This is a genomic window from Pseudomonas sp. NPDC089395, assembly GCF_044749525.1.
Classification (GTDB): Bacteria; Pseudomonadota; Gammaproteobacteria; order Pseudomonadales; family Pseudomonadaceae; genus Aquipseudomonas.
Genome location: NZ_JBIVID010000001.1, coordinates 352,313 through 376,707, shown reverse-complemented (window position 1 = coordinate 376,707; position 24,395 = coordinate 352,313). Strand labels below are relative to the sequence as shown.

At 63.7% G+C, this 24,395-nt stretch carries 21 protein-coding genes and 1 pseudogene; 9 read left to right on the top strand and 13 right to left on the bottom strand.

Annotated features, from left to right (window positions below; genetic code table 11):
• Positions 1-15 precede the first annotated feature (15 nt).
• Positions 16-912, bottom strand: a complete 897-nt coding sequence (gene xerD / locus ACIPZG_RS01705; protein WP_400709559.1) for a site-specific tyrosine recombinase XerD — start codon at positions 910-912, stop codon at positions 16-18.
• A gap of 68 nt (positions 913-980) precedes the next feature.
• Here xerD and ACIPZG_RS01700 point away from each other — a divergent pair, with 68 nt between their 5' ends.
• Entirely contained in the window at positions 981-2,798 is a 1,818-nt protein-coding gene (locus ACIPZG_RS01700) for a cation:proton antiporter (protein ID WP_400709556.1), read from the top strand.
• Here the strand turns inward: ACIPZG_RS01700 and ACIPZG_RS01695 are convergent.
• The 6 genes from ACIPZG_RS01695 to ffh form a co-directional block, all read right to left on the bottom strand.
• The gene (locus ACIPZG_RS01695) at positions 2,789-3,196 is read right to left on the bottom strand and encodes an acyl-CoA thioesterase (protein ID WP_008094490.1); all 408 of its coding nucleotides are present in this window, start codon (positions 3,194-3,196) and stop codon (positions 2,789-2,791) included. The genes ACIPZG_RS01700 and ACIPZG_RS01695 overlap by 10 nt on opposite strands.
• A gap of 93 nt (positions 3,197-3,289) precedes the next feature.
• Entirely contained in the window at positions 3,290-3,640 is a 351-nt protein-coding gene (rplS, locus tag ACIPZG_RS01690; protein WP_008094487.1) for a 50S ribosomal protein L19, read from the bottom strand.
• Positions 3,641-3,682: 42 nt separating this feature from the next.
• Positions 3,683-4,435 carry a tRNA (guanosine(37)-N1)-methyltransferase TrmD gene (gene trmD, locus ACIPZG_RS01685; protein ID WP_008094486.1) on the bottom strand — a complete coding sequence of 251 codons (753 nt, stop codon included), beginning with the start codon at positions 4,433-4,435 and terminating at the stop codon, positions 3,683-3,685.
• A 3-nt stretch (positions 4,436-4,438) separates the two neighbouring features.
• Positions 4,439-4,975, bottom strand: a complete 537-nt coding sequence (gene rimM / locus ACIPZG_RS01680; protein WP_008094485.1) for a ribosome maturation factor RimM — start codon at positions 4,973-4,975, stop codon at positions 4,439-4,441.
• A 5-nt stretch (positions 4,976-4,980) separates the two neighbouring features.
• Positions 4,981-5,232, bottom strand: a complete 252-nt coding sequence (gene rpsP, locus ACIPZG_RS01675) for a 30S ribosomal protein S16 (protein ID WP_008094480.1) — start codon at positions 5,230-5,232, stop codon at positions 4,981-4,983.
• Between the two features lie 247 nt (positions 5,233-5,479).
• Positions 5,480-6,856 (bottom strand): signal recognition particle protein, encoded by a 1,377-nt coding sequence (gene ffh / locus ACIPZG_RS01670; protein ID WP_400709553.1) that lies wholly within the window; start codon positions 6,854-6,856, stop codon positions 5,480-5,482.
• A 292-nt stretch (positions 6,857-7,148) separates the two neighbouring features.
• Between ffh and ACIPZG_RS01665 the strand changes: the two genes are divergently transcribed.
• The 3 genes from ACIPZG_RS01665 (at position 7,149) to ACIPZG_RS01655 (ending at position 10,738) form a co-directional block, all read left to right on the top strand.
• Positions 7,149-7,958 carry an inner membrane protein YpjD gene (locus ACIPZG_RS01665; protein ID WP_400709550.1) on the top strand — a complete coding sequence of 270 codons (810 nt, stop codon included), beginning with the start codon at positions 7,149-7,151 and terminating at the stop codon, positions 7,956-7,958.
• Positions 7,959-7,967: 9 nt separating this feature from the next.
• Positions 7,968-9,173: a transporter associated domain-containing protein gene (locus ACIPZG_RS01660; RefSeq protein ID WP_400709547.1), complete on the top strand. Its 1,206-nt coding sequence runs from the start codon at positions 7,968-7,970 to the stop codon at positions 9,171-9,173.
• Positions 9,174-9,436: 263 nt separating this feature from the next.
• On the top strand, positions 9,437-10,738 hold the full coding sequence (locus ACIPZG_RS01655) for an MFS transporter (RefSeq protein WP_400709544.1): 1,302 nt from the start codon (positions 9,437-9,439) through the stop codon (positions 10,736-10,738).
• Between the two features lie 124 nt (positions 10,739-10,862).
• Here ACIPZG_RS01655 and purT read toward each other — a convergent pair whose 3' ends face one another.
• The 5 genes from purT to ACIPZG_RS01630 form a co-directional block, all read right to left on the bottom strand.
• Positions 10,863-12,044 carry a formate-dependent phosphoribosylglycinamide formyltransferase gene (gene purT, locus ACIPZG_RS01650; protein WP_008094474.1) on the bottom strand — a complete coding sequence of 394 codons (1,182 nt, stop codon included), beginning with the start codon at positions 12,042-12,044 and terminating at the stop codon, positions 10,863-10,865.
• A 76-nt stretch (positions 12,045-12,120) separates the two neighbouring features.
• A complete protein-coding gene (locus tag ACIPZG_RS01645) occupies positions 12,121-12,588 on the bottom strand; it encodes a preQ0 transporter (protein ID WP_400709541.1) in 468 nt (155 codons plus the stop codon).
• Between the two features lie 178 nt (positions 12,589-12,766).
• Positions 12,767-12,967 carry a DUF1289 domain-containing protein gene (locus tag ACIPZG_RS01640; RefSeq protein WP_400639195.1) on the bottom strand — a complete coding sequence of 67 codons (201 nt, stop codon included), beginning with the start codon at positions 12,965-12,967 and terminating at the stop codon, positions 12,767-12,769.
• The gene (locus tag ACIPZG_RS01635; protein WP_008094469.1) at positions 12,960-13,484 is read right to left on the bottom strand and encodes a gamma carbonic anhydrase family protein; all 525 of its coding nucleotides are present in this window, start codon (positions 13,482-13,484) and stop codon (positions 12,960-12,962) included. The genes ACIPZG_RS01640 and ACIPZG_RS01635 overlap by 8 nt, the downstream gene beginning before the upstream one ends.
• Positions 13,485-13,526: 42 nt before the next feature.
• Positions 13,527-14,126, bottom strand: a complete 600-nt coding sequence (locus ACIPZG_RS01630) for a CoA pyrophosphatase (protein WP_008094467.1) — start codon at positions 14,124-14,126, stop codon at positions 13,527-13,529.
• A gap of 125 nt (positions 14,127-14,251) precedes the next feature.
• On the opposite strand from ACIPZG_RS01630, the gene ACIPZG_RS01625 reads away from it, so the two are divergent.
• The 5 genes and pseudogenes from ACIPZG_RS01625 (at position 14,252) to ACIPZG_RS01605 (ending at position 23,968) form a co-directional block, all read left to right on the top strand.
• Positions 14,252-14,803 (top strand): NUDIX hydrolase, encoded by a 552-nt coding sequence (locus ACIPZG_RS01625; RefSeq protein WP_400709537.1) that lies wholly within the window; start codon positions 14,252-14,254, stop codon positions 14,801-14,803.
• 21 nt (positions 14,804-14,824) lie between these two features.
• Positions 14,825-15,379, top strand: coding sequence for a murein L,D-transpeptidase family protein (locus ACIPZG_RS01620; RefSeq protein ID WP_400709534.1), 555 nt, complete (start codon positions 14,825-14,827; stop codon positions 15,377-15,379).
• Positions 15,380-15,539: 160 nt separating this feature from the next.
• Positions 15,540-17,206, top strand: a pseudogene (locus ACIPZG_RS01615) (ShlB/FhaC/HecB family hemolysin secretion/activation protein).
• Positions 17,207-17,233: 27 nt separating this feature from the next.
• Positions 17,234-21,760 carry a hemagglutinin repeat-containing protein gene (locus tag ACIPZG_RS01610; RefSeq protein ID WP_400709532.1) on the top strand — a complete coding sequence of 1,509 codons (4,527 nt, stop codon included), beginning with the start codon at positions 17,234-17,236 and terminating at the stop codon, positions 21,758-21,760.
• Between the two features lie 147 nt (positions 21,761-21,907).
• Complete coding sequence (locus tag ACIPZG_RS01605) at positions 21,908-23,968, top strand: PhoX family protein (RefSeq protein ID WP_400709529.1); 2,061 nt, start codon at positions 21,908-21,910, stop codon at positions 23,966-23,968.
• Between the two features lie 115 nt (positions 23,969-24,083).
• On the opposite strand, the gene ACIPZG_RS01600 is transcribed toward ACIPZG_RS01605, so the two are convergent.
• Positions 24,084-24,395 carry an NGG1p interacting factor NIF3 gene (locus tag ACIPZG_RS01600; protein WP_400709526.1) on the bottom strand — a complete coding sequence of 104 codons (312 nt, stop codon included), beginning with the start codon at positions 24,393-24,395 and terminating at the stop codon, positions 24,084-24,086.

The window sequence follows — 24,395 nt, the reverse complement described above, 5'->3', positions numbered from 1 at the left end:
GAACATGAAAATCATTCATCCACGCGGGTGATGCTGGGCATGCAACTGCTGCAAACGGGCCTTGGCCACATGGGTGTAGATCTGCGTGGTCGACAGGTCGCTGTGGCCCAGCAGCATCTGCACCACGCGCAGGTCGGCGCCGTGGTTGAGCAAGTGGGTGGCGAAGGCGTGGCGCAGGGTGTGCGGCGACAAGGACTTGTCGATGCCCGCTACCCGTGCATGGTGCTTGATGCGGTGCCAGAAGGTCTGGCGGGTCATCTGCTCGCCGCGCTGACTGGGGAACAGCACGTCGCTCGGCCGGCCATTGAGCAGCTCGGTGCGACCGTCCCGCACATAGCGCTCCAGCCACAGCACCGCCTCCTCGCCCATCGGCATCAGGCGCTCCTTGCTGCCCTTGCCCATTACCCGCAGCACACCCTGGCGCAAGTTGACTTGGTCAAGGGTCAGGCTCACCAGCTCGGTCACCCGCAAGCCGCACGCGTAGAGCACTTCGAGCATCGCACGGTCGCGCTGGCCGATGGCTTCGCCAAGGTCCGGGGCTTGTAACAATGCCTCGACATCGGCTTCCGACAGCGATTTGGGCAATGGCTTGCCCAATTGCGGCATCTCGACCTGCAAGGTGGGGTCGACGGCTACTAGCTTTTCCCGCAGCAGGTAACGAAAGAAGCCGCGCAGGCCCGAGAGAAAGCGTGCCGTGGAACGCGGCTTGTAGCCCTGGTCGAGGCGCCAGGCCAAGTGGTCGAGAATCAACTCGCGGCCGGCGTCGGGCAGGGTCACCGAATGCTCCTGCAGCCAGCCATTGAACAGTGCCAGGTCGCTGCGGTAGGAAACACGGGTGTTGTCGGACAGGCCTTTTTCCAGCCACAGGGCGTCGAGGAACTGGTCGATCAGAGGGTGGTCGAGGGCAGGCATGAAAACTCGGTGGAAAACGACGAAATGGCGCTTAGTCTTTCATAACCACGCCGGCATAGGGAGCCCGCATGAACGAACAGCAGATCCTTCTCAGCGTCGGCGGTATCGGCGCTGCCGCCTTGGCCTGCCAGTGGCTGGCCTGGCGCCTGAAATTACCCGCTATCCTGTTTCTGCTGCTGGCCGGCATCCTCGCCGGGCCGATCCTTGGCTGGCTCGACCCGCAAGCACTGTTCGGCCCATTGCTGATGCCACTGGTGTCGCTGGCGGTGGCGCTGATCCTGTTCGAAGGCAGCCTGACCCTGCACCTGTCGCAGTGGCGCGACATCGGCAGCGTGGTGCACCGGCTGGTGACCGTGGGCGCACTGTCGACCTGGCTGGTGATCGCGCTGGCTACCCACTGGCTGCTGGGCTTCGACTGGCCCTTGGCGATCCTGTTCGGCACCCTGACCCTGGTCACCGGCCCCACCGTGATCGTGCCGATGCTGCGGGTGGTGCGGCCCAAGGCGGCCATCGCCAACATCCTGCGCTGGGAAGGCATCATGATCGACCCGATCGGTGCCCTGCTGGCCGTGGTGGTGTACAGCTTCATCATCGCCAGTGGCGCTGGCGATGGCCTGACCCAGAGCCTGGTGACCTTCGCCGGGGTGATCTTCTGCGGCAGCGCCCTGGGGGCGGCAGGCGGCTGGCTGCTCGGGCAGATCATGCGGGAACAGTGGCTGCCGGAATACCTTCACAACCTGGCCTCGCTGGCTGCGGTGCTGGGCATTTTCATCGCCGCCAACCAGATCGTCCACGAATCCGGGTTGCTGGCCGTCACGGTGATGGGCATGTGGCTGGCCAACATGCGCGGGGTCGATGTGCGGCAAATCCTGCACTTCAAGGAAAACCTCAGCGTATTGCTGATCTCCGGCCTGTTCATCCTGCTCGCCGCGCGCCTCGACCTGCACGCCATGATCGGCCTGGGGCCCGCTGTGCTGGCGCTGCTGTTGGTGATCCAGCTGCTGGCGCGACCGCTCAATGTGGCGCTGTCGACCCTGGGCTCATCGCTGAACTGGCGCGAACGCGCCCTGCTCGCCTGGGTCGCGCCACGCGGCATCGTCGCCGCGGCGGTGTCGGCGATCTTTGCCATCCGCCTGCACGAGGCCGGCCACCAGGGCGCCCTGCTGCTGGTGCCGCTGACCTTCGCCGTGATCATTGGCACCGTGGTCATACAGAGCGCCACGGCACGCCCCCTGGCACGCCTGCTCAAGGTCGCAGAGCCGGCGCCCAGCGGCTTTCTCATCGTCGGCGCCAACGAGCCGGCCCGGGCCATCGGCAAGGCGTTGCAGCAACTGGGCTGTCGCGTGCTGCTGACCGATTCGAGCTGGGAAAACATCCGCGCAGCGCGCATGGATGGGCTGCCCACCTATTTTGGCAACCCGGCCTCGCAGCATGCTGATGCGCACCTTGACCTGGTCGGTCTGGGCCATCTGCTGGGGTTGTCGCCTGCGGGCGAGATCAATGCCCTGGCCTGCGCACGCTTTCGCCATGACTTTGGCCACGGCCGCTTGTTCGTGCTGGCCAGCGGCCTGGAGAAGCAGCGCAGCGACAAGCACCGGGCCGCCGAAGAGCACCGCGGGCATCTGCTCGGTGCAAGCCCGATGACCTATCTGCAACTGGCCAACCGCCTGCATGAAGGCGCGCAGTTCTACAGCACCACACTCACCGAAGGCTTCGACTGGGAGGACTACCGGGCCCTGCATGGTGAACGGGCACACCTGCTGTTCGCACGTGACGAACACGGTTGGGTGCATGTCGCCAGCCCTGACGAACCACTGCAACCCCAAGCAGGCTGGACATTGGTGGCGCTGGTGGAACCCGCAGTCGCGGAGTTGAGTCAGGCCTGAGGCAGCACGGGCACCGGGCGCTTGTCCTCGTCGATGGCAACGAAGCTGAACACACCATGAATCGCTCGCTCGCGGCCATCGAGGTACATGTTCTCGACGAACACATCGACCTGCACTTGCAGGCTGGTATTGCCAACCTTGATCACCGTGCCGACCAGCTCGACGATCGAGCCCGCCGGGATCGGGTGCTTGAAGTCGATGCGGTCGGTGGACACGGTCACCAACGGCAGGCGGCAGAAGCGCGTGGCGGCGATGAACGACACTTCGTCCATCCAGGCCAGCGCAGTGCCGCCAAAGAGGGTGTTGTGGTGGTTGGTGGTGTTGGGGAATACGGCTTTGGTCACGCGGGTCACCGAAAGCTCGGTGCGGCGCTGGATTTCCTGATCTCGGGCAGTCATGTCTGTCACATTGCGGGGTTTCAAAAAGCAAAAAAGCAGCCCGAAGGCTGCTTTTTTCTCGCTAGGCGGCCTGGGCCACCGGGCAAACTGTACTCAGGACAGTTTTTCCTTGATGCGAGCGGCTTTGCCGGACAGGTCGCGCAGGTAGTACAGCTTGGCTTTACGCACGTCACCACGACGTTTCACGGCCAGGCTGTCGATCTGCGGGCTGTAGGTCTGGAAGGTACGCTCTACGCCAACGCCGCTGGAGATCTTGCGCACGGTGAAGGCGCTGTTCAGACCGCGGTTACGCTTGGCGATAACGACGCCTTCGAACGCCTGCAGACGGGAACGCTCACCTTCCTTCACTTTAACCTGAACGACAATGGTGTCGCCTGGTGCGAAGGTTGGGATTTCCTTGCTCATCTGCTCGGCTTCGAGCTGCTGGATGATCTTGTTGGTCATGCTGTGCTCCTAAGATGGATACTTGATCCACCATCGATACGTTTAACTATCGTCCCGCTCGCGGAGATATTCCTCGAGCAGCTTCTTCTCTTCTCCAGAAAGCGAGCGACTTTCCAGAAGATCGGCGCGTCGTTCGAAGGTCCTACCAAGGGACTGCTTCATCCTCCAACGCCGGATGTGTGCATGGTTGCCACTTAGCAACACGTCGGGAACGCGCTGATCCGCATACACCTCGGGTCGGGTGTAATGCGGGCAATCGAGCAGACCGTCGGTGAAGGAATCTTCTTCCGCCGAGTCCACATGCCCTAAAGCTCCGGGCAGCAGCCGCGTAACCGCATCGATCAGTACCATGGCCGGCAGCTCGCCACCGGAAAGCACATAGTCGCCAATCGACCACTCCTCATCGACATGAGCCTCGATAAAGCGCTCGTCGATGCCTTCATAACGACCGGCGATCAGGATCAACGATTCCTGCTCTGCCAGGCCTTTGACCGCCTGCTGGGTAAGCTTGCGGCCTTGCGGCGAAAGGTAGATCACCTTTGCCGATGCTCCGGTCGCTTGCCTGGCGCTAACCAGGGCGTCTTCCAGAGGCTTGATTTTCATCACCATGCCCGGACCACCGCCAAACGGCCGATCATCCACCGTGTGGTGACGATCTGTGGTGTAGTCCCGCGGGTTCCAGCAAGTCACCTGAAGCAACCCCTGTTTCACCGCGCGGCTGGTAATGCCGTACTCCGTGATGGCCGAGAACATCTCGGGGAACAACGTGATGACGTCTACGCGAAGGTTACCCATCGTCTAGAAGTCCGCGTCCCATTCAACCCGCATCACGCCTGCTTCCAGGTCGACGTTGAGCACGCATTGCGCCGTATAGGGCAACAGACGCTCGCGATCATCCAGGCTGCCTGCGCAGGGTTTGACCACCATTACATCGTTCGCACCGGTCTCCAACAGGTGATCGACCTTGCCGAACAGGTGTTCGTCCTGGTTGATGACCTTCAGGCCCTGCAGCTGGTACCAGTAGTACTCGTCTGCGGCCAGGTTGGGCAAAAGGCTCCGCGCAATGCAGATCTCGTAACCACTCAGAAGACGGGCTTCATCGCGATCATCGAGGCCTTTCAGTTTCACGACCAGGCCCTTTTGGGAGCCACGACCGCTGACCAGCTCGACCTGCTTTACCGTGCCTTCGTGCCGAAGCATCCAGCGCGGATAATCCAACAGGTTTTCAATCGGATCGGTAAAGGAATACACCTTCACCTCGCCGCGAACGCCGTGAACCGAAAAAATCTTGCCAACGACGATGAGGTCGTCAGCCTTTTCTGGCGTCGCGTTCATACTGTTCAGGCAGCGGCCTTGGCAGCGTCCTTCAGCAGCTGAGCAACGCGCTCAGACGGCTGTGCGCCCTGGCTCAGCCAGTAGGTGACGCGCTCTTGGTTGACCGACAGCTTGACTTCGGCGCCCGATGCGATCGGGTTGAAGAAGCCAACGCGCTCAACGAAACGGCCGTCACGGGCGTTACGCGAGTTGGTCACGGTCAGGTGGTAGAATGGGCGCTTTTTCGAGCCGCCACGGGCCAGACGAATGGTTACCATGTGAACATCGTTCCTATAGTCGGTGTTGCAGTTTGTACTGCAAATCTGAATGCCAAATAGGCACACGGGTGCCCAAAAGGCCGCATATTCTCGGGGAATACACGGACATTTGCAAATGACTTTTTCGGCAAGGCATTGCCCCACCGTCCAGATTTGCCGGTTTAGCCGCGAAATTCACGGCAGTTGCCCCGCCACGGCGGGGGTTCTGGAAGCCTGCCCAGCTAAAGGCCGGCTCCCGGAATAGGGGTTACAGCTTCGGCATGCCGCCGCCTGGCAGCATTCCGCCCAGGCCACGCATCATCTTGGCCATGCCGCCCTTGGCGGAGAATTTCTTCATCATCTTCTGCATTTGCTTGTGCTGCTTGATCAAGCGGCCGATGTCCTGCACCTGGGTACCGGAACCGAGGGCGATACGGCGCTTGCGCGAACCACTGATCAGGTCAGGGTCGCGACGCTCGGCCGGCGTCATGGAGTTGATGATCGCTTCCATCTGCTTGAACTGCTTCTCGGCCGCGCCCTGGGCGTTGCCCATCTGCGACAGATTGACCCCGCCGATGCTCGGCAGTTTGTCCATCAGGCCGCCCAGGCCGCCCATGTTCTTCATCTGCTGCAGCTGGTCGCGGAAGTCTTCGAGGTCGAAGCCCTTGCCCTTCTTCAGCTTCTTGGCCAGCTTGTCGGCCTTGGCCTTGTCGATGGTCTGCTCGGCCTGCTCGATCAGGCTGAGCACGTCGCCCATGCCGAGGATGCGTGAGGCGACGCGGTCCGGGTGGAAGGGCTCGAGGGCCTCGGTCTTCTCGCCCATACCGATGAACTTGATCGGCTTGCCGGTGATGGCACGTACCGACAGCGCAGCACCGCCACGGGCGTCACCGTCGACCTTGGTCAGCACCACGCCGGTCAGCGGCAGGGCTTCGCCAAAGGCCTTGGCGGTGTTGGCGGCGTCCTGGCCGGTCATGGCGTCGACCACGAACAGGGTCTCGATCGGCTTGACCGCAGCATGCAGCGCCTTGATCTCGGACATCATGTCGGCGTCGATGTGCAGACGACCGGCGGTGTCGACGATGACCACGTCGATGAACTTGAGCTTGGCCTCGCGGATGGCTGCCTCGGCAATGGCCACCGGCTTCTGGCTGATGTCGGACGGGAAGAAGGTCACGCCGATGTCGTTGGCCAGGGTTTCCAGCTGCTTGATCGCCGCTGGGCGATAGACGTCGGCCGACACCACCATCACGCTCTTTTTCTTGCGCTCCTTGAGGAAGCGCGCGAGCTTGCCGGCGGTGGTGGTCTTACCGGCGCCCTGCAGGCCCGCCATCAGTACCACGGCAGGTGGCGCGGCATTCAGCGCGAGGTCTTCGTTGGCCGCGCCCATCAGGCTTTCCAGCTCGGCCTGGACGATCTTCACGAAGGCCTGGCCAGGGGTCAGGCTGCGCGACACTTCGGTGCCGACCGCACGTTCCTTGACGCTGTTGACGAAATCCTTGACCACCGGCAGGGCAACGTCGGCCTCGAGCAGGGCCATGCGCACTTCGCGCAACGTGTCCTTGATATTGTCTTCAGTCAGCTTGGCCTTGCCGGTGACATGGCGCAGCGTCTGTGACAGGCGGTCGGTCAGGTTTTCGAACATGGTGATCCTTTCAGGCCCAGTAAAAGCCGAGGTTTGTCAGGCGCCCAGGTGAAAATGTAAACGCGCTGGGCACAGCAAGGCGGCGATTATAGCGAAGAGCGGCGGCGCCGCACACCTTGCTGGCGGCCTGGGGGATATTCGGTGGCCCTATCGCCGGCAAGCCGGCTCCCACAAGGACCTCACCGGCTTCCATGCGGGAGCCGGCTTGCCGGCGATAGGGCCCTGGCAGACTTCCTTGCCAGTGACGATCTATGCCAAACTCCGTCTCTTTAAGGCTCGCCAACCAGGACTTATGGTCTCCTCACCCAGCCTCATCCCTACCCTGATCGCCGCCGGCCTCTATATAGCTGCGACCGTGTATCAAGGTTTGCACCTGGCCCAGTCGGACAAAGCCGACAAGCGGCTGCTCGGCCTGCTCGGTGCCATCGCCGTGCTCGCCCAGACCGGTGCGCTGTTCTTCCAGCTGATCACCCCGCTGGGCCTGAGCCTCGATTTCTTCAGCGCCGCCAGCCTGATCGCCGTGGCGGTCATCGCCCTGACCCTGCTGGCCTGCCTGCGCATCCCGGTGGAGAACCTGCTGGCGCTGCTGTTCCCGCTCGGTGCGATCACCGCACTGCTGGCCCAGTTCGCCACGCCCGGCACCGTGCCGCTGATCAACGAAGAGCCAGGCATCCTCGCGCATATCCTGCTGTCGATCCTGGCCTACGGGCTGTTCACCATTGCCGTGTTCCAGTCGCTGCTGCTGCTGTTGCAGGATCACCAGCTCAAGAACAAGCACCCGTCCGGTCTGATCCGCAACTTCCCGCCCCTGCAGACCATGGAAAGCCTGCTGTTCGGCTTCCTCTGGGCAGGGTGGTGCCTGCTGTCGCTGTCGCTGATCTCCGGCTGGTTGTTCCTCGACAACCTGTTCGCCCAGCACCTGGTGCACAAGACCTTGCTGGCCTGTGTCGCCTGGATAGTGTTCAGCGTGCTGCTGTGGGGCCGCACGCGCCTGGGCTGGCGAGGGCACAAGGCCATCCGCTGGACCCTGGCCGGTTTCTGCCTGCTGATGCTGGCCTATTTCGGCAGCAAGCTGGTTCGCGAATTCATCCTGCATATCTGACGGTCGCCCATGGACACCCTGCCGTACGCTCCGCTATTCGGCACTCTGGCACTGGCGCTGCTGTGGTCGGCGCTGTTCACCGCGGTGGATGCCGCCCGCCTGCAACTCAACGGCTCGCTGCGCAACGGCGACGACGGGCAGCCGCCACTGCCGGCCCAGGCCCTGGTGCTCTGCGCCAGCCTGGGCAAGCTGCTGGTCCTGGGCCTGGCGTGCCTGATCGGTCAGCGCTACAGCGGCGAGCATGGCTTCTGGCTAGCCGGCCTGGGGGCGACCCTGACCCTGCTGATCCTTGCCGAATACCTGCCTCGGCGCCTGGCACGGCGCAACCCGCAAGCGTTCGTCAGCCTCGGTGTCAGCCTGCTCAAGCCACCACTCACCCTGCTCCAACCCCTGGCCTGCCTGCTCGATGGTTGCGCCAAACTGCTGCTGCGCCCGTTCCGCGCGCAACCCACAGCGGTCGCCCTGCACCCGCAGGAAGCTGACGATTTCGACGAGGACGACGAACTCGACTCGCCTCGCCACGGCTTGCTGGACGGCCTGCAAGCATTGGACAAGATCACCGTCAACGACATCCTGGTTCCGCGCAACGAGGTCGACGGCATCAACCTGGACGAGCCGATCGAACGCATCATCGAGCAGTTGATCGTCAGCCGCCACACACGCCTGCCGGTCTACCACAACGACATCAACCAGGTCGAAGCAATCCTCAACACCAAGCTCATCAGCCACTTGCTGCCCAAGGCCGAGCTGACCCTGGAGGCACTGCACAGCGCCTGCTACGAACCCTACTTCGTTCCCGAAAGCACGCCCCTGCAACTGCAACTGCTGAACTTCCACAAGCAGCAACGGCGCCTGGGCGTCGTGGTGGACGAATACGGCGAAGTACAAGGCATCGTCACCCTGGAGGACATCCTCGAGGAGATCGTCGGCGAGTTCGAGGACGAGCAAAGCCTCGACAACCCACACGTCCACCCCCAACCCGACGGCACCTTCGTCATCGAAGGCACCGCCTCGCTGCGGGAAATCAACCGCACCCTGGGCTGGCACCTGCCCTGCGACGGCGGCCCGAAGACCCTCAACGGGCTGGTCACCGAAGCGCTGGAAAGCATCCCGGAAAGCGCCGTTTGCCTGAAGATCGGCCGCTATCGCCTGGAAATCCTCGAAACAGAGGACAATTGCGCCAGCAAGGTACTGGTGTGGACCGTGACCCGCTAGCTATACTCGGGTCACGCTTACCCAGCCCCGCCGTCCCGCCTGCTACCCGCAACCGGCGCCACACGGCCAGTCCGCTCCACTGACACGCCCCGTGGTCCTGCTTCAACACCCCGAACAGTACCCGCTCCCACCCCTACCCCCCTTGGGCTATCGTCAGTCGGGCGAACACAAGAACAATATGCTCCGGCGTCCGCAAAGACGTGCCTGCAAGGCGCTGCGGGCAAAGCCCATGGAGCGGAATCAGACTGTTAGGGACCTACTTAATGACAACCAGCAGCACCTACGCCGAAGCGCCTGCCGCGCCGGTCAACTCGCCTGCGCGGGTGGCCACTGCCAGTTTCATCGGCACTGCCATCGAGTTTTACGACTTCTACGTTTACGCCACCGCCGCCGCGCTGGTGATCGGCCCGGTGTTCTTCCCGTCCGGGTCGGGCACTGCGCAGATGCTCGCGGCCTTCCTCACCTTTGGTATCGCCTTCCTCGCCCGCCCGCTGGGCTCGGCGCTGTTCGGCCACTTCGGCGACCGTATCGGGCGCAAGTCGACGCTGGTCGCCTCGTTGCTGCTGATGGGGGTATCTACCACCCTGATCGGCGTGCTGCCGGGCTATGACAGCATCGGCGTCTGGGCACCGATTCTGCTCTGCGTGCTGCGCTTCGGCCAAGGCTTGGGCCTGGGTGGCGAATGGGGTGGCGCGGCGTTGCTGGCCACCGAGAACGCGCCGGAAGGCAAGCGCGCCTGGTTCGGCATGTTCCCGCAGCTTGGCCCATCGATCGGATTCCTGGCGGCCAATGGCTTGTTCCTGACCTTGGCGCTGGTGCTCAGCGATGAACAGTTCCGTGAATGGGGCTGGCGCATTCCGTTCCTGCTCAGCGCCGCGCTGGTACTGGTGGGCCTGTACGTGCGCCTGAAACTGGAAGAAAGCCCGGTGTTCGCCAAGGCGGTAGCCCGTCATGAGCGGGTGAAGATGCCGGTGGTCGACCTGTTCGCCAAGTACTGGCTGCCGACCTTGCTGGGCGCGGCGGCGATGGTGGTGTGCTACGCGCTGTTCTACATCTCGACGGTGTTTTCGTTGAGCTACGGGGTAACCACCCTGGGCTACAGCCGCGAAACCTTCCTCGGCCTGCTGTGCTTTGCCGTGGTCTTCATGGCCCTGGCCACGCCGCTGTCGGCCTGGCTCAGCGACCGCTACGGGCGCAAACCGGTGCTGATCGTCGGTGGCCTGCTGGCGGTGGCTTCGGGCTTTACCATGGAGCCGTTGCTGACCTCGGGCTCGACCACTGGCGTGGCGCTGTTCCTGGCCATCGAACTGTTCCTGATGGGGGTGACCTTTGCGCCGATGGGCGCATTGCTGCCGGAACTGTTCCCCACGCACGTGCGTTATACCGGTGCTTCGGCGGCCTATAACCTGGGCGGGATCGTCGGGGCCTCGGCGGCGCCGTTTTTTGCTCAGAAATTGGTGAGCATGGGCGGGCTTAGCTGGGTGGGGGGTTATGTGTCGGTGGCGGCGGTGATCAGCTTGATCGCTGTCCTGTGCCTGAAAGAGACCCGCGACAGCAAGCTTTGAGTGGGCTGGGGCTGCTTTGCAGCCCTTTCGCGACACAAGGCCGCTCCTACAGGGGAACGCGTAATCCCTGTAGGAGCGGCCTTGTGTCGCGAAAGGGCCGCGAAGCGGCCCCCGCAATTTCAGTTCAGAACTCGACCTTGACCGCCTGCGAAGCCCGGGTCGCCTTGGCCCGCGCCGCTTCCACCGACTCGTCACGCGCCAGGCACACACCCATGCGGCGCTGGCCATTGATTTCCGGCTTGCCGAACAAACGGATCGCGGTATCCGGCTCACTCAGCGCCGCGCCCAGGTTGGCAAAGCTGGTCTGCTGCGACTGCCCCTCAGGCAAGATCACCGCCGAAGCCGAAGGCCCGAACTGGCGCACCACCGGAATCGGCAGGCCGAGGATGGCGCGGGCATGCAGGGCGAACTGCGACAGATCCTGGGAGATCAGGGTGACCAGGCCGGTGTCATGCGGACGTGGCGAGACTTCGCTGAACCACACCTGGTCGCCCTTGACGAACAACTCCACACCGAACAGACCGCGCCCACCCAGTGCATCGGTGACGGCCTTGGCCACGCGCTGCGATTCGGCCAAGGCCTTCGCGCTCATGGCCTGGGGCTGCCAGGATTCCTGGTAGTCGCCTTTCTCCTGACGGTGGCCGACCGGCTCCAGGTACGTGGTGCCGCCCACGTGGCGCACGGTCAGCAGGGTGATTTCGTAGTCGAAATCGATGAAGCCCTCGATGATCACCCGGCCCTTGCCGGCACGGCCGCCTTCCTGGGCGTAGTCCCACGACTTCTGCAAGTCGGCATCGCTGCGCAGCAGGCTCTGGCCCTTGCCCGACGAACTCATCACCGGCTTGACCACGCATGGGTAGCCGACGTCGGCCACCGCCTTGGCGTAGTCCTCGAAGGTGTCGGCAAAGTGGTAGGGCGAGGTTGGCAGGTCCAGCTCTTCGGCCGCCAGGCGGCGGATGCCTTCGCGGTTCATGGTCAGCTGGGTGGCGCGGGCGGTCGGCACCACGTTGAAGCCTTCGTTCTCAAGCTCCACCAGGGTGGCGGTGGCGATGGCTTCGATTTCAGGGACGATGTAATGCGGTTTTTCAGCTTCGATCACCGCACGCAGGGCCACGCCATCGAGCATGTTGACCACGTGGCTGCGGTGCGCGACCTGCATCGCCGGGGCATTGGCGTAGCGGTCCACGGCGATCACCTCGACGCCCAGGCGCTGTAGCTCGATCACCACTTCCTTGCCCAGCTCGCCACAGCCGCAGAGCAGTACTCGGGTCGCGGTGGGCGACAATGGGGTTCCGATACGGGTCATTTCAGGTCCTCGAAGGCGTCCGGGGTCGCACCAGGCTTGGCGCAGCCCGCTGAAAAAGGACCGGTATTCTACACCATCAGCCAGCGACGGCGGCCCGCCGCGCACGAAATGCCATGGCCAGCCACACCGCAGTCACGCCGGCGAATTTCGAGGCCATGGCGGTGCCGATGACGGCGGGCGCCAGGGCGCCGATCATGCCGAAGAAGATGAACGTGTCGATCGGAATGCTCAGCGCCGAGCTCAGCCACAAACGGTCGCGCAAAGGCCGGCGGGTGATGCTGAACACCAGCCAGTCGATCAGTTCGGAGACGAAGAATGCCGTGGCGCTGGCCAGGGCGATGGCAGGTTCCGAGGTGACATACGACAGCACCAGGGCCATCAGCATGGCGATCAGCGCGCCATGGCCGTAGCGGGTCTGCACCATGTCGCGCAGGATGAACACCAGCCCGCCCCAGGCGGACCAGATCACGTCCAGGTGCGGGGCGCTGGAGAAGGCGTAGTTGATCAGCACTACGCTGGCGATGTAGGCGATGAGAAAGAACATGGGCAGTGACCGTCGGGCAAGCGGTACAGATTACTTGATTTTCGAGTCAGCCGCAGCGCCTACCCTGTAGGAGCGGCCTTGTGTCGCGAAAGGGCCGCAAGGCGGCCCCAGTTTTTTCCGCGGTGCTTCGAGAATTGCTGGGGCTGCTTCGCAACCCTTTCGCGACACAAGGCCGCTCCTACAAGATCAACCCTGCAGCCACCGCTCGCTCATGGCACAACTTCAGCACCGCCCGGCGCTCGCTGTTGTCCATCCGCCCCCACCGGCCAATCTCGGCCACGGTGCGCTGGCACCCGGTGCAGATATCCTGCTCATCCAATGCACAGATGCTCACGCAAGGCGAAGCGACTGGCCGTTCAACGGCAACCGCCTCACTCATCGTCGACCACCAGCTCCCGCGCATAGCGCTCGGCATTGTGCACATAGTGGGCGGCGCTGGCCTCGAGCATACGTTTTTGCTGCTCGGTCAGTTCGCGCACCACCTTGCCCGGCGACCCCATCACCAGCGAGCCATCGGGAATTTCCTTGCCTTCGGGGATCAGCGCATTGGCGCCGATGATGCAGTGCTTGCCGATGCGCGCACCATTGAGGATCACCGCATTGATGCCGATCAGGCTGTAGTCGCCAATGCTGCAGCCATGCAGCATGGCGTTGTGGCCGATGGTCACGCCCTTGCCGAGGGTCAGCGGCGAACCCATGTCGGTGTGCATCACCGTACCGTCCTGGACATTGCTGTCCTCGCCGATGTCGATAAGCTCGTTGTCGCCCCGCAGTACCGCGCCAAACCACACGCTGGCGCGCGCCTGCAGGCGCACGCGGCCGATCAGCGTGGCATTCGGTGCGGCCCAGCTGGTGGGATGGCTTTCGACCCGCAGGTCGCCCAGGCGGTATTTCATGTTCGCTCCTCAGGATGGCAACGGCGGCGGGGTGTGCCCCGCTCAGATCTCTATATAGCGCTCAGGGGGCTGGTGCAGACTGATACCGGCGTCATAGAGCAGGTTGACCAGTTCGACGATCATGATCGCCGACAGCCCCCAGATCTTGTATTCGCCATAACGATAGCTGGGCACATACCAGCTGCGGCCCTGGTAATCGATACGGTGGGTGTGGTCACGCGGGTCCTGGCGGAAAAATTCCAGCGGCACGCTGAATACTGCCGCGATCTCCGCATCATTGGCGTGATATTCGACGAAATCGGGGATCAGCCCGACGAATGGCGTCACCTTCAGGCCATGCAGGGAAATCAACGGGCTCAGGGGGCCGATCACCTCTACCAGACCAGGCGGCAGGCCGATTTCTTCTTCGGCTTCGCGCAAGGCGGTGAACACCAGGTCCGGGTCTTCCGGGTCGCGGCGACCGCCCGGGAAGGCGACTTCGCCGCCGTGGGTCGAGAGGCCCTTGGCACGCAAGGTCAAGACAAGTTCAGGCGCTTCGCTGCGGGTAATGGGCAAAAGGACCGCCGCTTCGGGGAACCGTCGGTCGGTTTCCAGCGAAGCCGGTTGGTGGTTGCTCATTCGGCGAAGTAGCTCGTCCAGCATTGCGCACTCTCGTTTCCAAGGCCTGCCGTGCATGATGCACCAAAAGCCACGCAGCACCCAAGCCCCGCACGCTTGCGGCAGCACTGCCTGGCGCGCCAAGATAACCGCAACGAAAGGGAGACAGCATGAAATTCTGCAACGCGTGCGGCCAGCCAGTCATACAGCGGATCCCGGAAGGCGACAGCCGCCTGCGGTACGTCTGCGACCATTGCCAGACCATCCACTACCAGAACCCCAATATCGTCGCCGGGGTGCTGCCGACCTGGGGCAGCCAGGTGCTGCTGTGCCGCCGCGCGATAGAGCCTCGTCGCGGCTTCTGGACCCTGCCCGGCGGCTTCATGGAAAACGGCGAAACCCTGGACCAGGCCGCCCGTCGCGAAACCGTCGAGGAAGCCTGTGCCCGGGTAGGCGCGATGGCCCTCTACCAGCTGTTCGACCTGCCGCACATCAACCAGGTGCATGTGTTCTTCCGCGCCGAACTGGTGGACCTTGACTTCGCGGTTGGTGTCGAAAGCCTGGAGGTGCGGTTGTTCGAGGAGCACGAGATCCCGTGGGACCGCCTGGCTTTCCGGACCGTCATACGCACACTAGAATGCTACTATCGCGACCGCATCGGGCAGCACTACCCCGTAGGCCATGAGTACCTGCCACCGATGACCGTCTCGCCCATTACTTAAAGCCTTCAGGGATACCGTTACATGCGCTGGTTGCTTGCCCTTTTCTGCCTTTGCGTTACCTCGGTGTCCCAGGCGGCCTTCACCGAGACCATCATTCGCAAGCCGTTGCCACCGGTACCGCAGCAATCGCAATCGCAAGCTGCCATGCAGCCGCTGATCGACAAAGTGCTGGTGATCAAGTCCCAGCGCCGCCTGCAATTGATCAGCCGAGGCGAACCGCTCAAGACCTACCGCATTTCCCTGGGCAAGCAACCCAAGGGCGCCAAGGAGCGCGAGGGCGACAAGAAGACCCCGGAAGGCCTGTACTGGCTGGACTGGCGCAAGGAAAGCGACCGCTTCAACCTGTCCATGCACATCACCTATCCGAACATCACCGACGCCGCCCGCGCCACCCGCGAAGGCGTGAGCGCCGGCAGCATGATCATGATCCACGGCACACCGGTTAACGACGATTACCCCGAGTGGTACTTCCACACCCTCGACTGGACCGATGGCTGCATCGCCATGCGCAACCGCGACATGCAGGAAGTGTGGGAGTTGGTGCGAGATGGAACGTTAATCGAGATTCGGCCCTGACAATCCGCCGTTGCAATTAAAGCTGTAGGAGCTTTCGCACCACAGTTCCACTCCCGTCCTACGCCGGCGTAGGCAGGAGACGGCATCCAACTGGATGAGCAAATTCTTAGCATTCACGCAAACAAGTACGTAAGCCGTACTGCCTTTGCGGGGTGCTTCCATGCCGTTCCTCTTGCGCCACATTGCCGCCGTCTGCATCGCCGGTTGCCTGACCGCATCAACGGCGTTTGCCGACGACCCTGCCAGCCAGCAGCTGCGCGACCAGCAGCAGACCCTGCGGCAACTGGAACAGCAACAACGGCTGCAGCGCTGGCATCGTGCGCCCTCGGCCAGCGCCGACGACGCCGACGCCCCCACCGCCCCCGAAGGCAGCCCCTGCCTGGCAACAACCGGGGTACGGCTGGCCGGCAATCAGCGCGTACCTACCCAGGCCCTTGAGCCCACCGTACTCAACCTGATGCGCCCCTGCATGGGCATCAGCGATATCAATCGACTGTTGAAGGCCATCACCCAACGCTATGTCGAGGCCGGTTACCCAGCCAGCCGCCCCTACCTGCGCCACCCTCCCCAGGCAGACGCACCGCTCGATATCGTCATCCTCGAAGGCTTCGTGGAGTCGATCGAGCTCGCCGCCGACCTGCCCCTTTCGCTTCAGGGCGCGTTCCCCGCGCTGCTTGGGCAGCCCTGCACCTTCCACAGCTCGAACAAGGGCTGGACCAGCTCAACCGCCTGCGTGCTTATGAACTGAGCGCCGACCTGCTGCCTGGCGAGCTGCAAGGCGGCACCCGCGTGCTGCTGCAGGGCAGTCAGGTCGCCCCACGCTGGCACCTCGACAGCCGCTTCGACAACCGCGGTAGCGAGCTGACCGGACGTCACCGCATGAGCCTCGGGCTCGGTGTAGACAGCCCGTTTGGCAGCAACGGCGACCTGCGTCTGTCACTGGCCAGGACGGTAATCGACGCCCCCGGCCACAGCCAGGGCGTGACGCTCTACTACAACATCCCCTATGGCCCCTGGTCCTTCGCCCTCAACGCCAGCCAGTTGCAGTACGCCGCGCCCATCGCGCAAGGCCAGCACCACGTCAGCGGCAACAGCAGCTACCAGGGCGTCAGTGCCGAACGCCTGCTGTGGCGCAACCAGCACGGCATGCTCAGCGCCAGCGCCCGACTGGACCGCAAGCAACTGACCAACCGTACCAACGGCGTCGTGATGGGCATCCAGAGCCCGACCTTGAGCACCGTGGAAGCCGGCTTCAACCTGCTTTGGCTGGATGCTGGACTTTGGAGCGGCTACCTCGGCGTCTCCCAGGGCACCGCCTGGCTCGGCGCCGACCGTCCAAGCCAGCGTGCGGGTGCGCCGCGGCCGGACTTTCGCAAGTACCGCGCCAACCTGCTGTACCTGCGCCAAGGCCCTGCACAGTGGCCGTGGCGCTGGCAGAGCGAACTGGCCCTGCAGTACAGCGAGGATGAACTGCCGGCCATCGAGCAGTTGCTGCTCAGTGACGACGCGGCCATGCGCGGCTTTCGCCAGCACACCTACACCGGCGCCAGCGCTGCCGTCTGGCGCAACACGTTCAGCCAGCCGCTACCCCTTCACTGGACCCACCCCGTACAGATCCGCCCCTACCTTGGCCTGGATCGCGGCTGGGTGCGCCTTGATCGAAGCCACTCCGCGCAGCGCCTGACCGGCATGGCAGCCGGCGTCGAACTGACCCTGCCGCACAACCGCCTGCGCCTCGATTACCAGCGCGCTCTGCAGGCCAGCAACCTGCCCCGCCAGTCACTGGAACCCGGCTTCTGGGTACTGGAGTGGGCCCTCACCCTTTGATTCACCCACAACAAAGAGAACGAGAACATGCAAACACTCTCGCCGTTACCGTCTATCCGCCCCGACGCCTTGCGCTGGACCATCTTCCTCACTTTGCTCAGCACCAGCCACGCGCTGGCCAGTGGCGCCCTACAGGCCACCCATGGCCCCGGTGGCACGCCCCTGATCAACAACGACCACGGGGTACCGGTGATCGACATAGTCGCACCCAATGCCAGCGGTCTGTCGCACAACCAGTTTCTCGACTACAACGTCGGCCCCCCCGGCGTGGTGCTGAACAACGCCGTGCAGGCCGGGCAATCGCAGCTGGCCGGCGCGCTGGCCGCCAACCCGCAGTTCCAGGGCCAAGCCGCCTCGACCATCCTCAACGAGGTCATCAGCCGCAACGCCTCCTTGATCGAAGGCCCACAGGAAATCTTCGGCCGCCCCGCCGACTACATCCTCGCCAACCCCAACGGCATCACCCTCAATGGTGGCAGCTTCATCAACACGACCCGCGCCGGGTTCGTGGTCGGTACACCGCAAGTGCAGGAAGAACAGTTGAAAACCCTCAGCACGCTCAATGCCAGTGGCACCCTGCAAGTGCTGGCAGGCGGCCAGAGCAACGCCGAAGGGGCGCTGGACCTGATCGCGCCCAAGCTGGACAGCAACGGCCTGCTCATGGCCAGGCACGACCTCGCAGTGACCGTTGGCCGTAACCGCATCGGCTACAACGATGGGCAGGTCATCGAGCACCTGCCCGGTACCCCGTCGAGCATCGACGCCAACCTGTTCGGCGCCATGCGTGCCGGGCGCATTCGCGTGGTCAGCACCGCCGAAGGGGCCGGGGTGCGCGTCGGGCCGGTGCAGATCAACGCCGATGAAGGCATCACCCTTCAGTCAGCAGGCGCGATGCAGGTCAGCGGCAATGTCGACCAACCAGGCGAAATGACCACAACGCGCGGCGCATTACTCCTCACGGCCGCCGATGACCTGACGCTGAGCGCCGTCGACGGCCGGGCCGAGCGCATCGAAATCAAGGCAGGCAAGAAGCTCACTCTGGACGCCGACAGCCGCGAGCGCATCGCCCGCGAGCATGACAGCTGGAACAAGAAGTTCCTGTTCGTCACCCGCGAGACCTACAAACGTGAACGCACCACCACCGACCAACAACTGCGCGGCACCCAGTTGCAGGGCAGTGACAGCGTATCGCTGCAGTCCGGCGCCGACATGCGCCTGGTGGCAGCTGACGTGAAGGCGGAGGGCGAACTGACGCTCGACAGCGGTGGCAACCTGGATATCCTCGCCGGTACCGAAAGCTTGCGTGTCGAAGAGCAGGTTCGCCACCGCAAGGACTTGTGGCGCGGGGACACCGATACGACGCAGTACAGGGAATCGGCACAGGGCAGCACGCTGAATGCCGAGCGCATGACGGTCAAAGCCAAGGACACACTCACTGTGCAAGGCAGCAAGCTGCACAGCCGCAGCGATCTGGACCTCAACGCACAGCAGGTCGAAATCGGCACGACTGCCCTGCAGGAGAACGGCACACACCGCAACTACCGTGGCGACCTGGTGTCCGGCACCTTCTTCGCGGACCGCAAAGGCGACGATAGCCAAGGCCAAAGCGTTGTCGGCAGCAGCGTCACGGCGGATGGCAAGCTGAACATGAGCGCCGATCAGGTGAGCATCAAGGGCAGCACCGTGCATGGTGAGAAAGATTCGGTGCTCTATAGCGAAAACGGCACCCTGGCGATCGAGGCAGGCCATGGCACCACCACCTCCACCAAACGCGATAGCAGCAGCAAGCTGTTCGGCCTGATCGGCAGCGACGATGAACGCACCGACCGCAACCAGCAGGTGCTGGTCAGCGATGTCAGCTCCTCCAGCAACTTGCGCCTGGCCAGTGCCGAAGAGATACGCATCCGTGGTGCCAAAGTCGAGGCTGGCGGACATCTGCAGGTCGATGCCAAGGGTGACGTGCTGATCGACAGCGCACAATCGGTCCATGACAGCGAAATCTCCAACCAGCAACGCGGATTCACAGCCAGCGCCAAACAGACCCAGAACGCCGAGGACGGCAAGCCCGACTCCCGCCAGTACGCTGCCGGCGTGGCTTACGACATCGTCACCAGCACCGCCAAACAGCGCGAGACTTCGCAGGTGGCCAGCGAGCTGAAGGGCGCAACGGTTGGCCTGAACAGCGGCGCACACTTGCAAGTGAACGGCTCCAAAGTCCAGGCCAGTGCGGGCGATCTGGACGTCCAGGCCAAACAGGTAAGCCTCGGCGCGACCCGCAACGAGCGCGAATCGTCCAGCATGACCAGCAGCAGCGGTGGCGGCCTGACGGTGACGGGGGGCATCGATCGACTGGGCAGCCTGTTCGAGGGCCATCACAAGGTCGAGGAACTCTCCGAGCGAGACAGCAAGGTGCAACGCAGCGAGTTGCAGGCCAGTGGCGACCTGAAACTCAAAGCAGACGAGCTGGTCACCGAGGCTGCCCGGGTGACTGCAGGCAACACGCTCAAAGTAACCGCCACGCACATCGAGAACCGCGCCGTGCAAGATACCCACGAGCGCGAAACGCTGCGCAACGAGTGGTCAGGCAGCCTCGGTGCCAGCGTGGAATACCGCGATCTGACCCGGCCAATCGAACGGCTGGTTCAAGGCGAGGAAGCCGCACGTTTTCAGCAAGCTTCACCTGAGGATGCCATGGTGGCGCCCAGTGTCGGCGCCGACATGACTGTCGACCACCTCAAGCGTCTTGAAAACCAGCGCCGCGGCTTTGCCCAGGTCAGCGAGCTGTCCGCAGCTGAGGTCGAAGTCAAAGCCAAGACCATCGATGATCAGGGTACCGCCTGGCGCGCCAACGCCGGCGCGTTGAAGATCGACGCCGAACAGCACCTCCTGCGCGCCGCGCAAAACATGCAAGAGGATACGGTGCAGCGCCTGGCCTATGGCGGTGACCTGCGCGTGGACACCAGCACCGGCAACGATGTGAACGTGCGCGCCTCCGGCAAGGGCGGTTCGCTGGACAAGCAGAGCACTGCCAGCACAGCAGTGCCGGGCACCCTGTACGGGCAACAAGGCATCCAGGTGCAGCTGGGTAGCGATGGACAGTACGAAGGCACCCGCATCGACGGTGGTGAAGGCAACGTGGTCATCGAGAGTGCCGGCACACTTTCGCTGACCCAGGCCACCGACCACGCCCAGCAGATTGCACGCCAGCTCGATGGCAACGCCTGGGCCAAGATCGGCAACCGCCCCGGCAGCACCGGTGTCGACGGACGTGCCTATCTCGACCATGGCCAGCAACAGGGCTCGCAAACCAAGGCCCAAGTGGCGCAAATCGATGGCAAAGGCGAAGTGCGCCTGAGCAGCGCGGGCGACCTGCTGCTCGAAGGTACCCGCATCGGTAGCCGCGAGGCCAAGGTCGGCGACACGCTCGTGCAAAGCGGTGGCCGGCTGCAGGTCAAGGCTGCCAGCGATACCCAACAGGCCGATGGTGGCAGCCTTGGCGGTGGCCTGGAGCTGGCCGCCAAGCGCGGCACCACCCAAGGCGGCGCAATCGGCGGCCACTTCAACCACGGGAAAAAGCACGAAGATGCCCGTCAGGCAGTCGACGCACAGATCCACAGCGCGGGCAAACTGACCCTCAGCAGCCGTGCCCGTGAAGAGATCGCCGTGCACCTGCAAGGTCTGCAGGCCTCGGCGCAACAAATCGACATCAATGCTGCCAGCGGCGGCGTGCTGATCGAAGCCTCATCCAACGTCGAGCGGCGAGACAACCTCGACATCACCGCCGGCGCTGGCTTCAACCAGTCCAAGGGTGCCACCGATACCCGCGGCCTGCATGGCCGGGCACAGGTCAACCTGGACAAGCGCGACAACCTCACCTGGAACGCCGGTAACCTGCGCGCCGAACGTATCGACCTGCAAAGCCGTGGCGACACACGGATCGAAGGTGTCAGCCTGGACGCCGGGCGCATCGGAGGCGAAATCGACGGTGACCTGCACATTGCCAGCCGCAAGGACAGCGTCGATAGCCTGAGCGTAAAAGCTGACGCACGGCTGAGCCAGGAGAAGAACCCACAGGGCTACGTCAACGCTGCCAGTTCCGTCGCAGGGCCGCTGGGAAGCAAGGTCAGTGAAAAGGCAGGTTCCGCCTTGAGCAAGGCAGACCCCGGTCTTTCGCCGACCTTGAGCGTTGAGGTCTCGCGCGAGCAGCGCGATACCGTGGCCCACCAGGCGACGCTCAAAGGCAGTGAAGGGATCGACCTGAGGGTAGGGGGTGACGCTCACCTGGTGGGTGCAAAGTTGCAATCGGCGAAGGGCGATGTCGCGCTGAACGCCAACACAGTGTCTAGGGAGACATTGAGCGGCAGTGACTACCGTCGGGATGTGTCGATCGATGCCTCCAACTCGCCGGTAGACCTGGGCACTGCCATTGCCGAGATGGCCAAAGGCAAAGGTGCGGCGGACGGGGAGCAATCGCTGGACCTGGGGTTGCTGCGCACCAGTGGGCACAGCCGCAGTGAGCGATGGACATCGACCGTACAGGGCAAGGACGACTGATACGCGCCAATCGCCAAGCGAGAAGACCTCACTGCAGGTCTTCACGCTGGCGCGTGAAAGGCCCATTCATATCGCTGTAAAGAAATCATCATACTTGCGCTCTAAAGTCGCGGTTTCCTCTAACTCAGCCAACATAAGGACGCCTTGATGAGTCGAGAAACCGGCGACAACCGGGACCGCAACCACAGCGGCAACCTGCCGATGGCCAGCATCATGGACGTTTACCTAAGCCGGCGCAGTGTGATGCGAGGCAGCCTCGGTGCTGCCGTCGCCATGATTGTCGGTACGGGCCTGACGGGCTGCTTCGACAGCGCGGGTGGCGCCGACAGCGACACGGCGCTAGCCAAGCCACCTGTGACAGACCCTGGGTCGAAACTGGCGCTGGGCTTCCAGTCCATCCCAGGCTCGCGCACCGACGGCTGTGTGGTCGCCGCCGGCTACAGCGCTTATGTGCTGGCGCCGTGGGGCACCCCGCTCAACAGCCAAGGCAACCCCTGGAAAGCGGACGGTAGCAACACATCCAGCGACCAGGCCAATGCCATGGGCATGCACCATGACGGCATGCATTTCTTCCCGATCGATGGCAGCGCCGAGGATGGGCTGCTGGCGATCAATTTCGAATACATCGATACCGCCGCGCTGCACCCCAACGGCCCGACCACCGACGTCGATGGCAAGCGCCCGGCCGAGGAAGTACGCAAGGAAATCAACGCCCACGGTGCCGGCGTGGTACGTCTGCAGAAGCGCGGCGGTCGCTGGCAGGTGGTCGACAACGACCCGCTCAACCGCCGCTTCACCACCGCCTCGCGCATGCAGATCAGCGGCCCGCTACGTGGCAGCGAGCACGTCAAGACCAAGTATTCGACGGCTGGCACCCACTGTCGTGGCACCAACAACAACTGCGGCAACGGCTACACCCCATGGGGTACCTACTTGACTTGCGAAGAGAACTGGCCGGGCATCTTCGTCAACAAGGGCACCCTCTCGGCAGACCAGCGCCGTATCGGTGTTGGCACCTCCAACGGCCTGTACAAGTGGGAGAGCGCTGCCGGCGACAGCACCGAGGTGGACGACGAATTCGCCCGCTTCGACGTGACCCTCAAGGGCGCCAGCGCCACGGACGATTACCGTAACGAAGCCAGCACCTTTGGCTACATCGTCGAAATCGACCCGTACAAAAGCAATACCCTGGCGACCAAGCGCACCGCCCTCGGCCGCTTCCGTCACGAAGGCTGCTGCCCGGCCCAGCCGGTAGTGGGCAAGCCCGTGGTCTGGTACATGGGCGACGATTCCAACAACGAATACCTGTACAAGTTCGTCTCCACCGCCCTGTGGGAGGCCGCCGACGCCACCCCCGCCGACCGCCTGGCTACCGGTGCCAAGTACATGGACCAGGGCAAGCTCTACGTGGCCCGCTTCAATGCCGATGGCACCGGCGCCTGGCTGTTGCTGGACGTTGCCACGGCGACCCAGGATGGCAGCACCCTGGGGGCACTGTATGGCGACCTGCCGGGCATCATCCTCAACACTCGCGGTGCGGGCGATGCCGTGGGCGCGACGCCGATGGACCGCCCGGAGTGGACGGCGGTCAACCCGCTCAACGGCGATGTCTACCTGACCCTGACCAACAACAGCGTGCGGTCACCGGAAAAGGTCGACGCGGCCAATCCGCGTGGCCCCAACCGCCACGGCCACATCATCCGCTGGCACGACAGCGACGACCACTCGAGCTTCACCTGGGACATCTTCGTGTTCGGCGCCAACGCTGCCGGCAGCGCCGATATCAACCGCTCGGGCCTGACCGAACTCAACCAGTTCGCCAGTCCCGACGGGATGCGCTTCGATAGCCGTGGCGTGCTGTGGTTCGAGACCGACAATAGTGAAACCACGTTGACCGACTACACCAACGACCAGCTGCTGGCGGTGATCCCCACCGACCTGGTGGATGCCACGGGCAAGCAGGTGCCGGTCAATGCCAGGAACCAGGTAGATTTGCGGCGCTTCTTCGTCGGGCCGAACGGCTGCGAAGTGACGGGGATCGCCTTCACGCCGGATAACAAGACCCTGTTCGTGAACATCCAGCATCCTGACAACTGGCCGTCTACCGGCAAGGCAACCGATGTCACACCGGCGGGGACCAAGGTGCGGCCGCGGGCTTCGACAGTGGTGATTCAGCGGGATGATGGCGGGGAGATCGGGACGGTTTGAGAGATTGTGGCGGCCCCGATCGCCGGCAAGCCGGCTCCCACAGGGACCGCACCGTTTTCAAGGGCAGTGCAGTACCTGTGGGAGCCGGCTTGCCGGCGATCGGGGGCTACGCGGTCTAGAACTCAGCGAGTCGCCAGACCTCATAGGCCGGCGTCTCGTAGGGATGGCTGTGCTTGAGCGCAGCGACGACCTGGACAATCAGTTCGTCGGCCACCACCAGCTCCACCTTCCACTCCTCGACCACCTCGACCTGGCCAGCTTCCCCGAGGTACGGCTGGCTGCCGTCCAACGGGCGGAACTGGCCCTGGCCCAAGGTCTGCCAGGCGCAGTGGTCGTAGTCGCCGATACGCCCGCCACCGGCGGCGAACACGGCGGCCTTGACCACGTCGACGTGGCTGGCCGGGACGAAGAAGGCGAGCTTGTACAC

Bases quoted from the DNA above. Each gene is read 5' to 3' on its own strand.
- xerD (WP_400709559.1), bottom strand. From the start codon at position 912: ATGCCTGCCCTCGACCACCCTCTGATCGACCAGTTCCTCGACGCCCTG.
- ACIPZG_RS01700 (WP_400709556.1), top strand. From the start codon at position 981: ATGAACGAACAGCAGATCCTTCTCAGCGTCGGCGGTATCGGCGCTGCC.
- ACIPZG_RS01695 (WP_008094490.1), bottom strand. From the start codon at position 3,196: ATGACTGCCCGAGATCAGGAAATCCAGCGCCGCACCGAGCTTTCGGTG.
- rplS (WP_008094487.1), bottom strand. From the start codon at position 3,640: ATGACCAACAAGATCATCCAGCAGCTCGAAGCCGAGCAGATGAGCAAG.
- trmD (WP_008094486.1), bottom strand. From the start codon at position 4,435: ATGGGTAACCTTCGCGTAGACGTCATCACGTTGTTCCCCGAGATGTTC.
- rimM (WP_008094485.1), bottom strand. From the start codon at position 4,975: ATGAACGCGACGCCAGAAAAGGCTGACGACCTCATCGTCGTTGGCAAG.
- rpsP (WP_008094480.1), bottom strand. From the start codon at position 5,232: ATGGTAACCATTCGTCTGGCCCGTGGCGGCTCGAAAAAGCGCCCATTC.
- ffh (WP_400709553.1), bottom strand. From the start codon at position 6,856: ATGTTCGAAAACCTGACCGACCGCCTGTCACAGACGCTGCGCCATGTC.
- ACIPZG_RS01665 (WP_400709550.1), top strand. From the start codon at position 7,149: ATGGTCTCCTCACCCAGCCTCATCCCTACCCTGATCGCCGCCGGCCTC.
- ACIPZG_RS01660 (WP_400709547.1), top strand. From the start codon at position 7,968: ATGGACACCCTGCCGTACGCTCCGCTATTCGGCACTCTGGCACTGGCG.
- ACIPZG_RS01655 (WP_400709544.1), top strand. From the start codon at position 9,437: ATGACAACCAGCAGCACCTACGCCGAAGCGCCTGCCGCGCCGGTCAAC.
- purT (WP_008094474.1), bottom strand. From the start codon at position 12,044: ATGACCCGTATCGGAACCCCATTGTCGCCCACCGCGACCCGAGTACTG.
- ACIPZG_RS01645 (WP_400709541.1), bottom strand. From the start codon at position 12,588: ATGTTCTTTCTCATCGCCTACATCGCCAGCGTAGTGCTGATCAACTAC.
- ACIPZG_RS01640 (WP_400639195.1), bottom strand. From the start codon at position 12,967: ATGAGTGAGGCGGTTGCCGTTGAACGGCCAGTCGCTTCGCCTTGCGTG.
- ACIPZG_RS01635 (WP_008094469.1), bottom strand. From the start codon at position 13,484: ATGAAATACCGCCTGGGCGACCTGCGGGTCGAAAGCCATCCCACCAGC.
- ACIPZG_RS01630 (WP_008094467.1), bottom strand. From the start codon at position 14,126: ATGCTGGACGAGCTACTTCGCCGAATGAGCAACCACCAACCGGCTTCG.
- ACIPZG_RS01625 (WP_400709537.1), top strand. From the start codon at position 14,252: ATGAAATTCTGCAACGCGTGCGGCCAGCCAGTCATACAGCGGATCCCG.
- ACIPZG_RS01620 (WP_400709534.1), top strand. From the start codon at position 14,825: ATGCGCTGGTTGCTTGCCCTTTTCTGCCTTTGCGTTACCTCGGTGTCC.
- ACIPZG_RS01610 (WP_400709532.1), top strand. From the start codon at position 17,234: ATGCAAACACTCTCGCCGTTACCGTCTATCCGCCCCGACGCCTTGCGC.
- ACIPZG_RS01605 (WP_400709529.1), top strand. From the start codon at position 21,908: ATGAGTCGAGAAACCGGCGACAACCGGGACCGCAACCACAGCGGCAAC.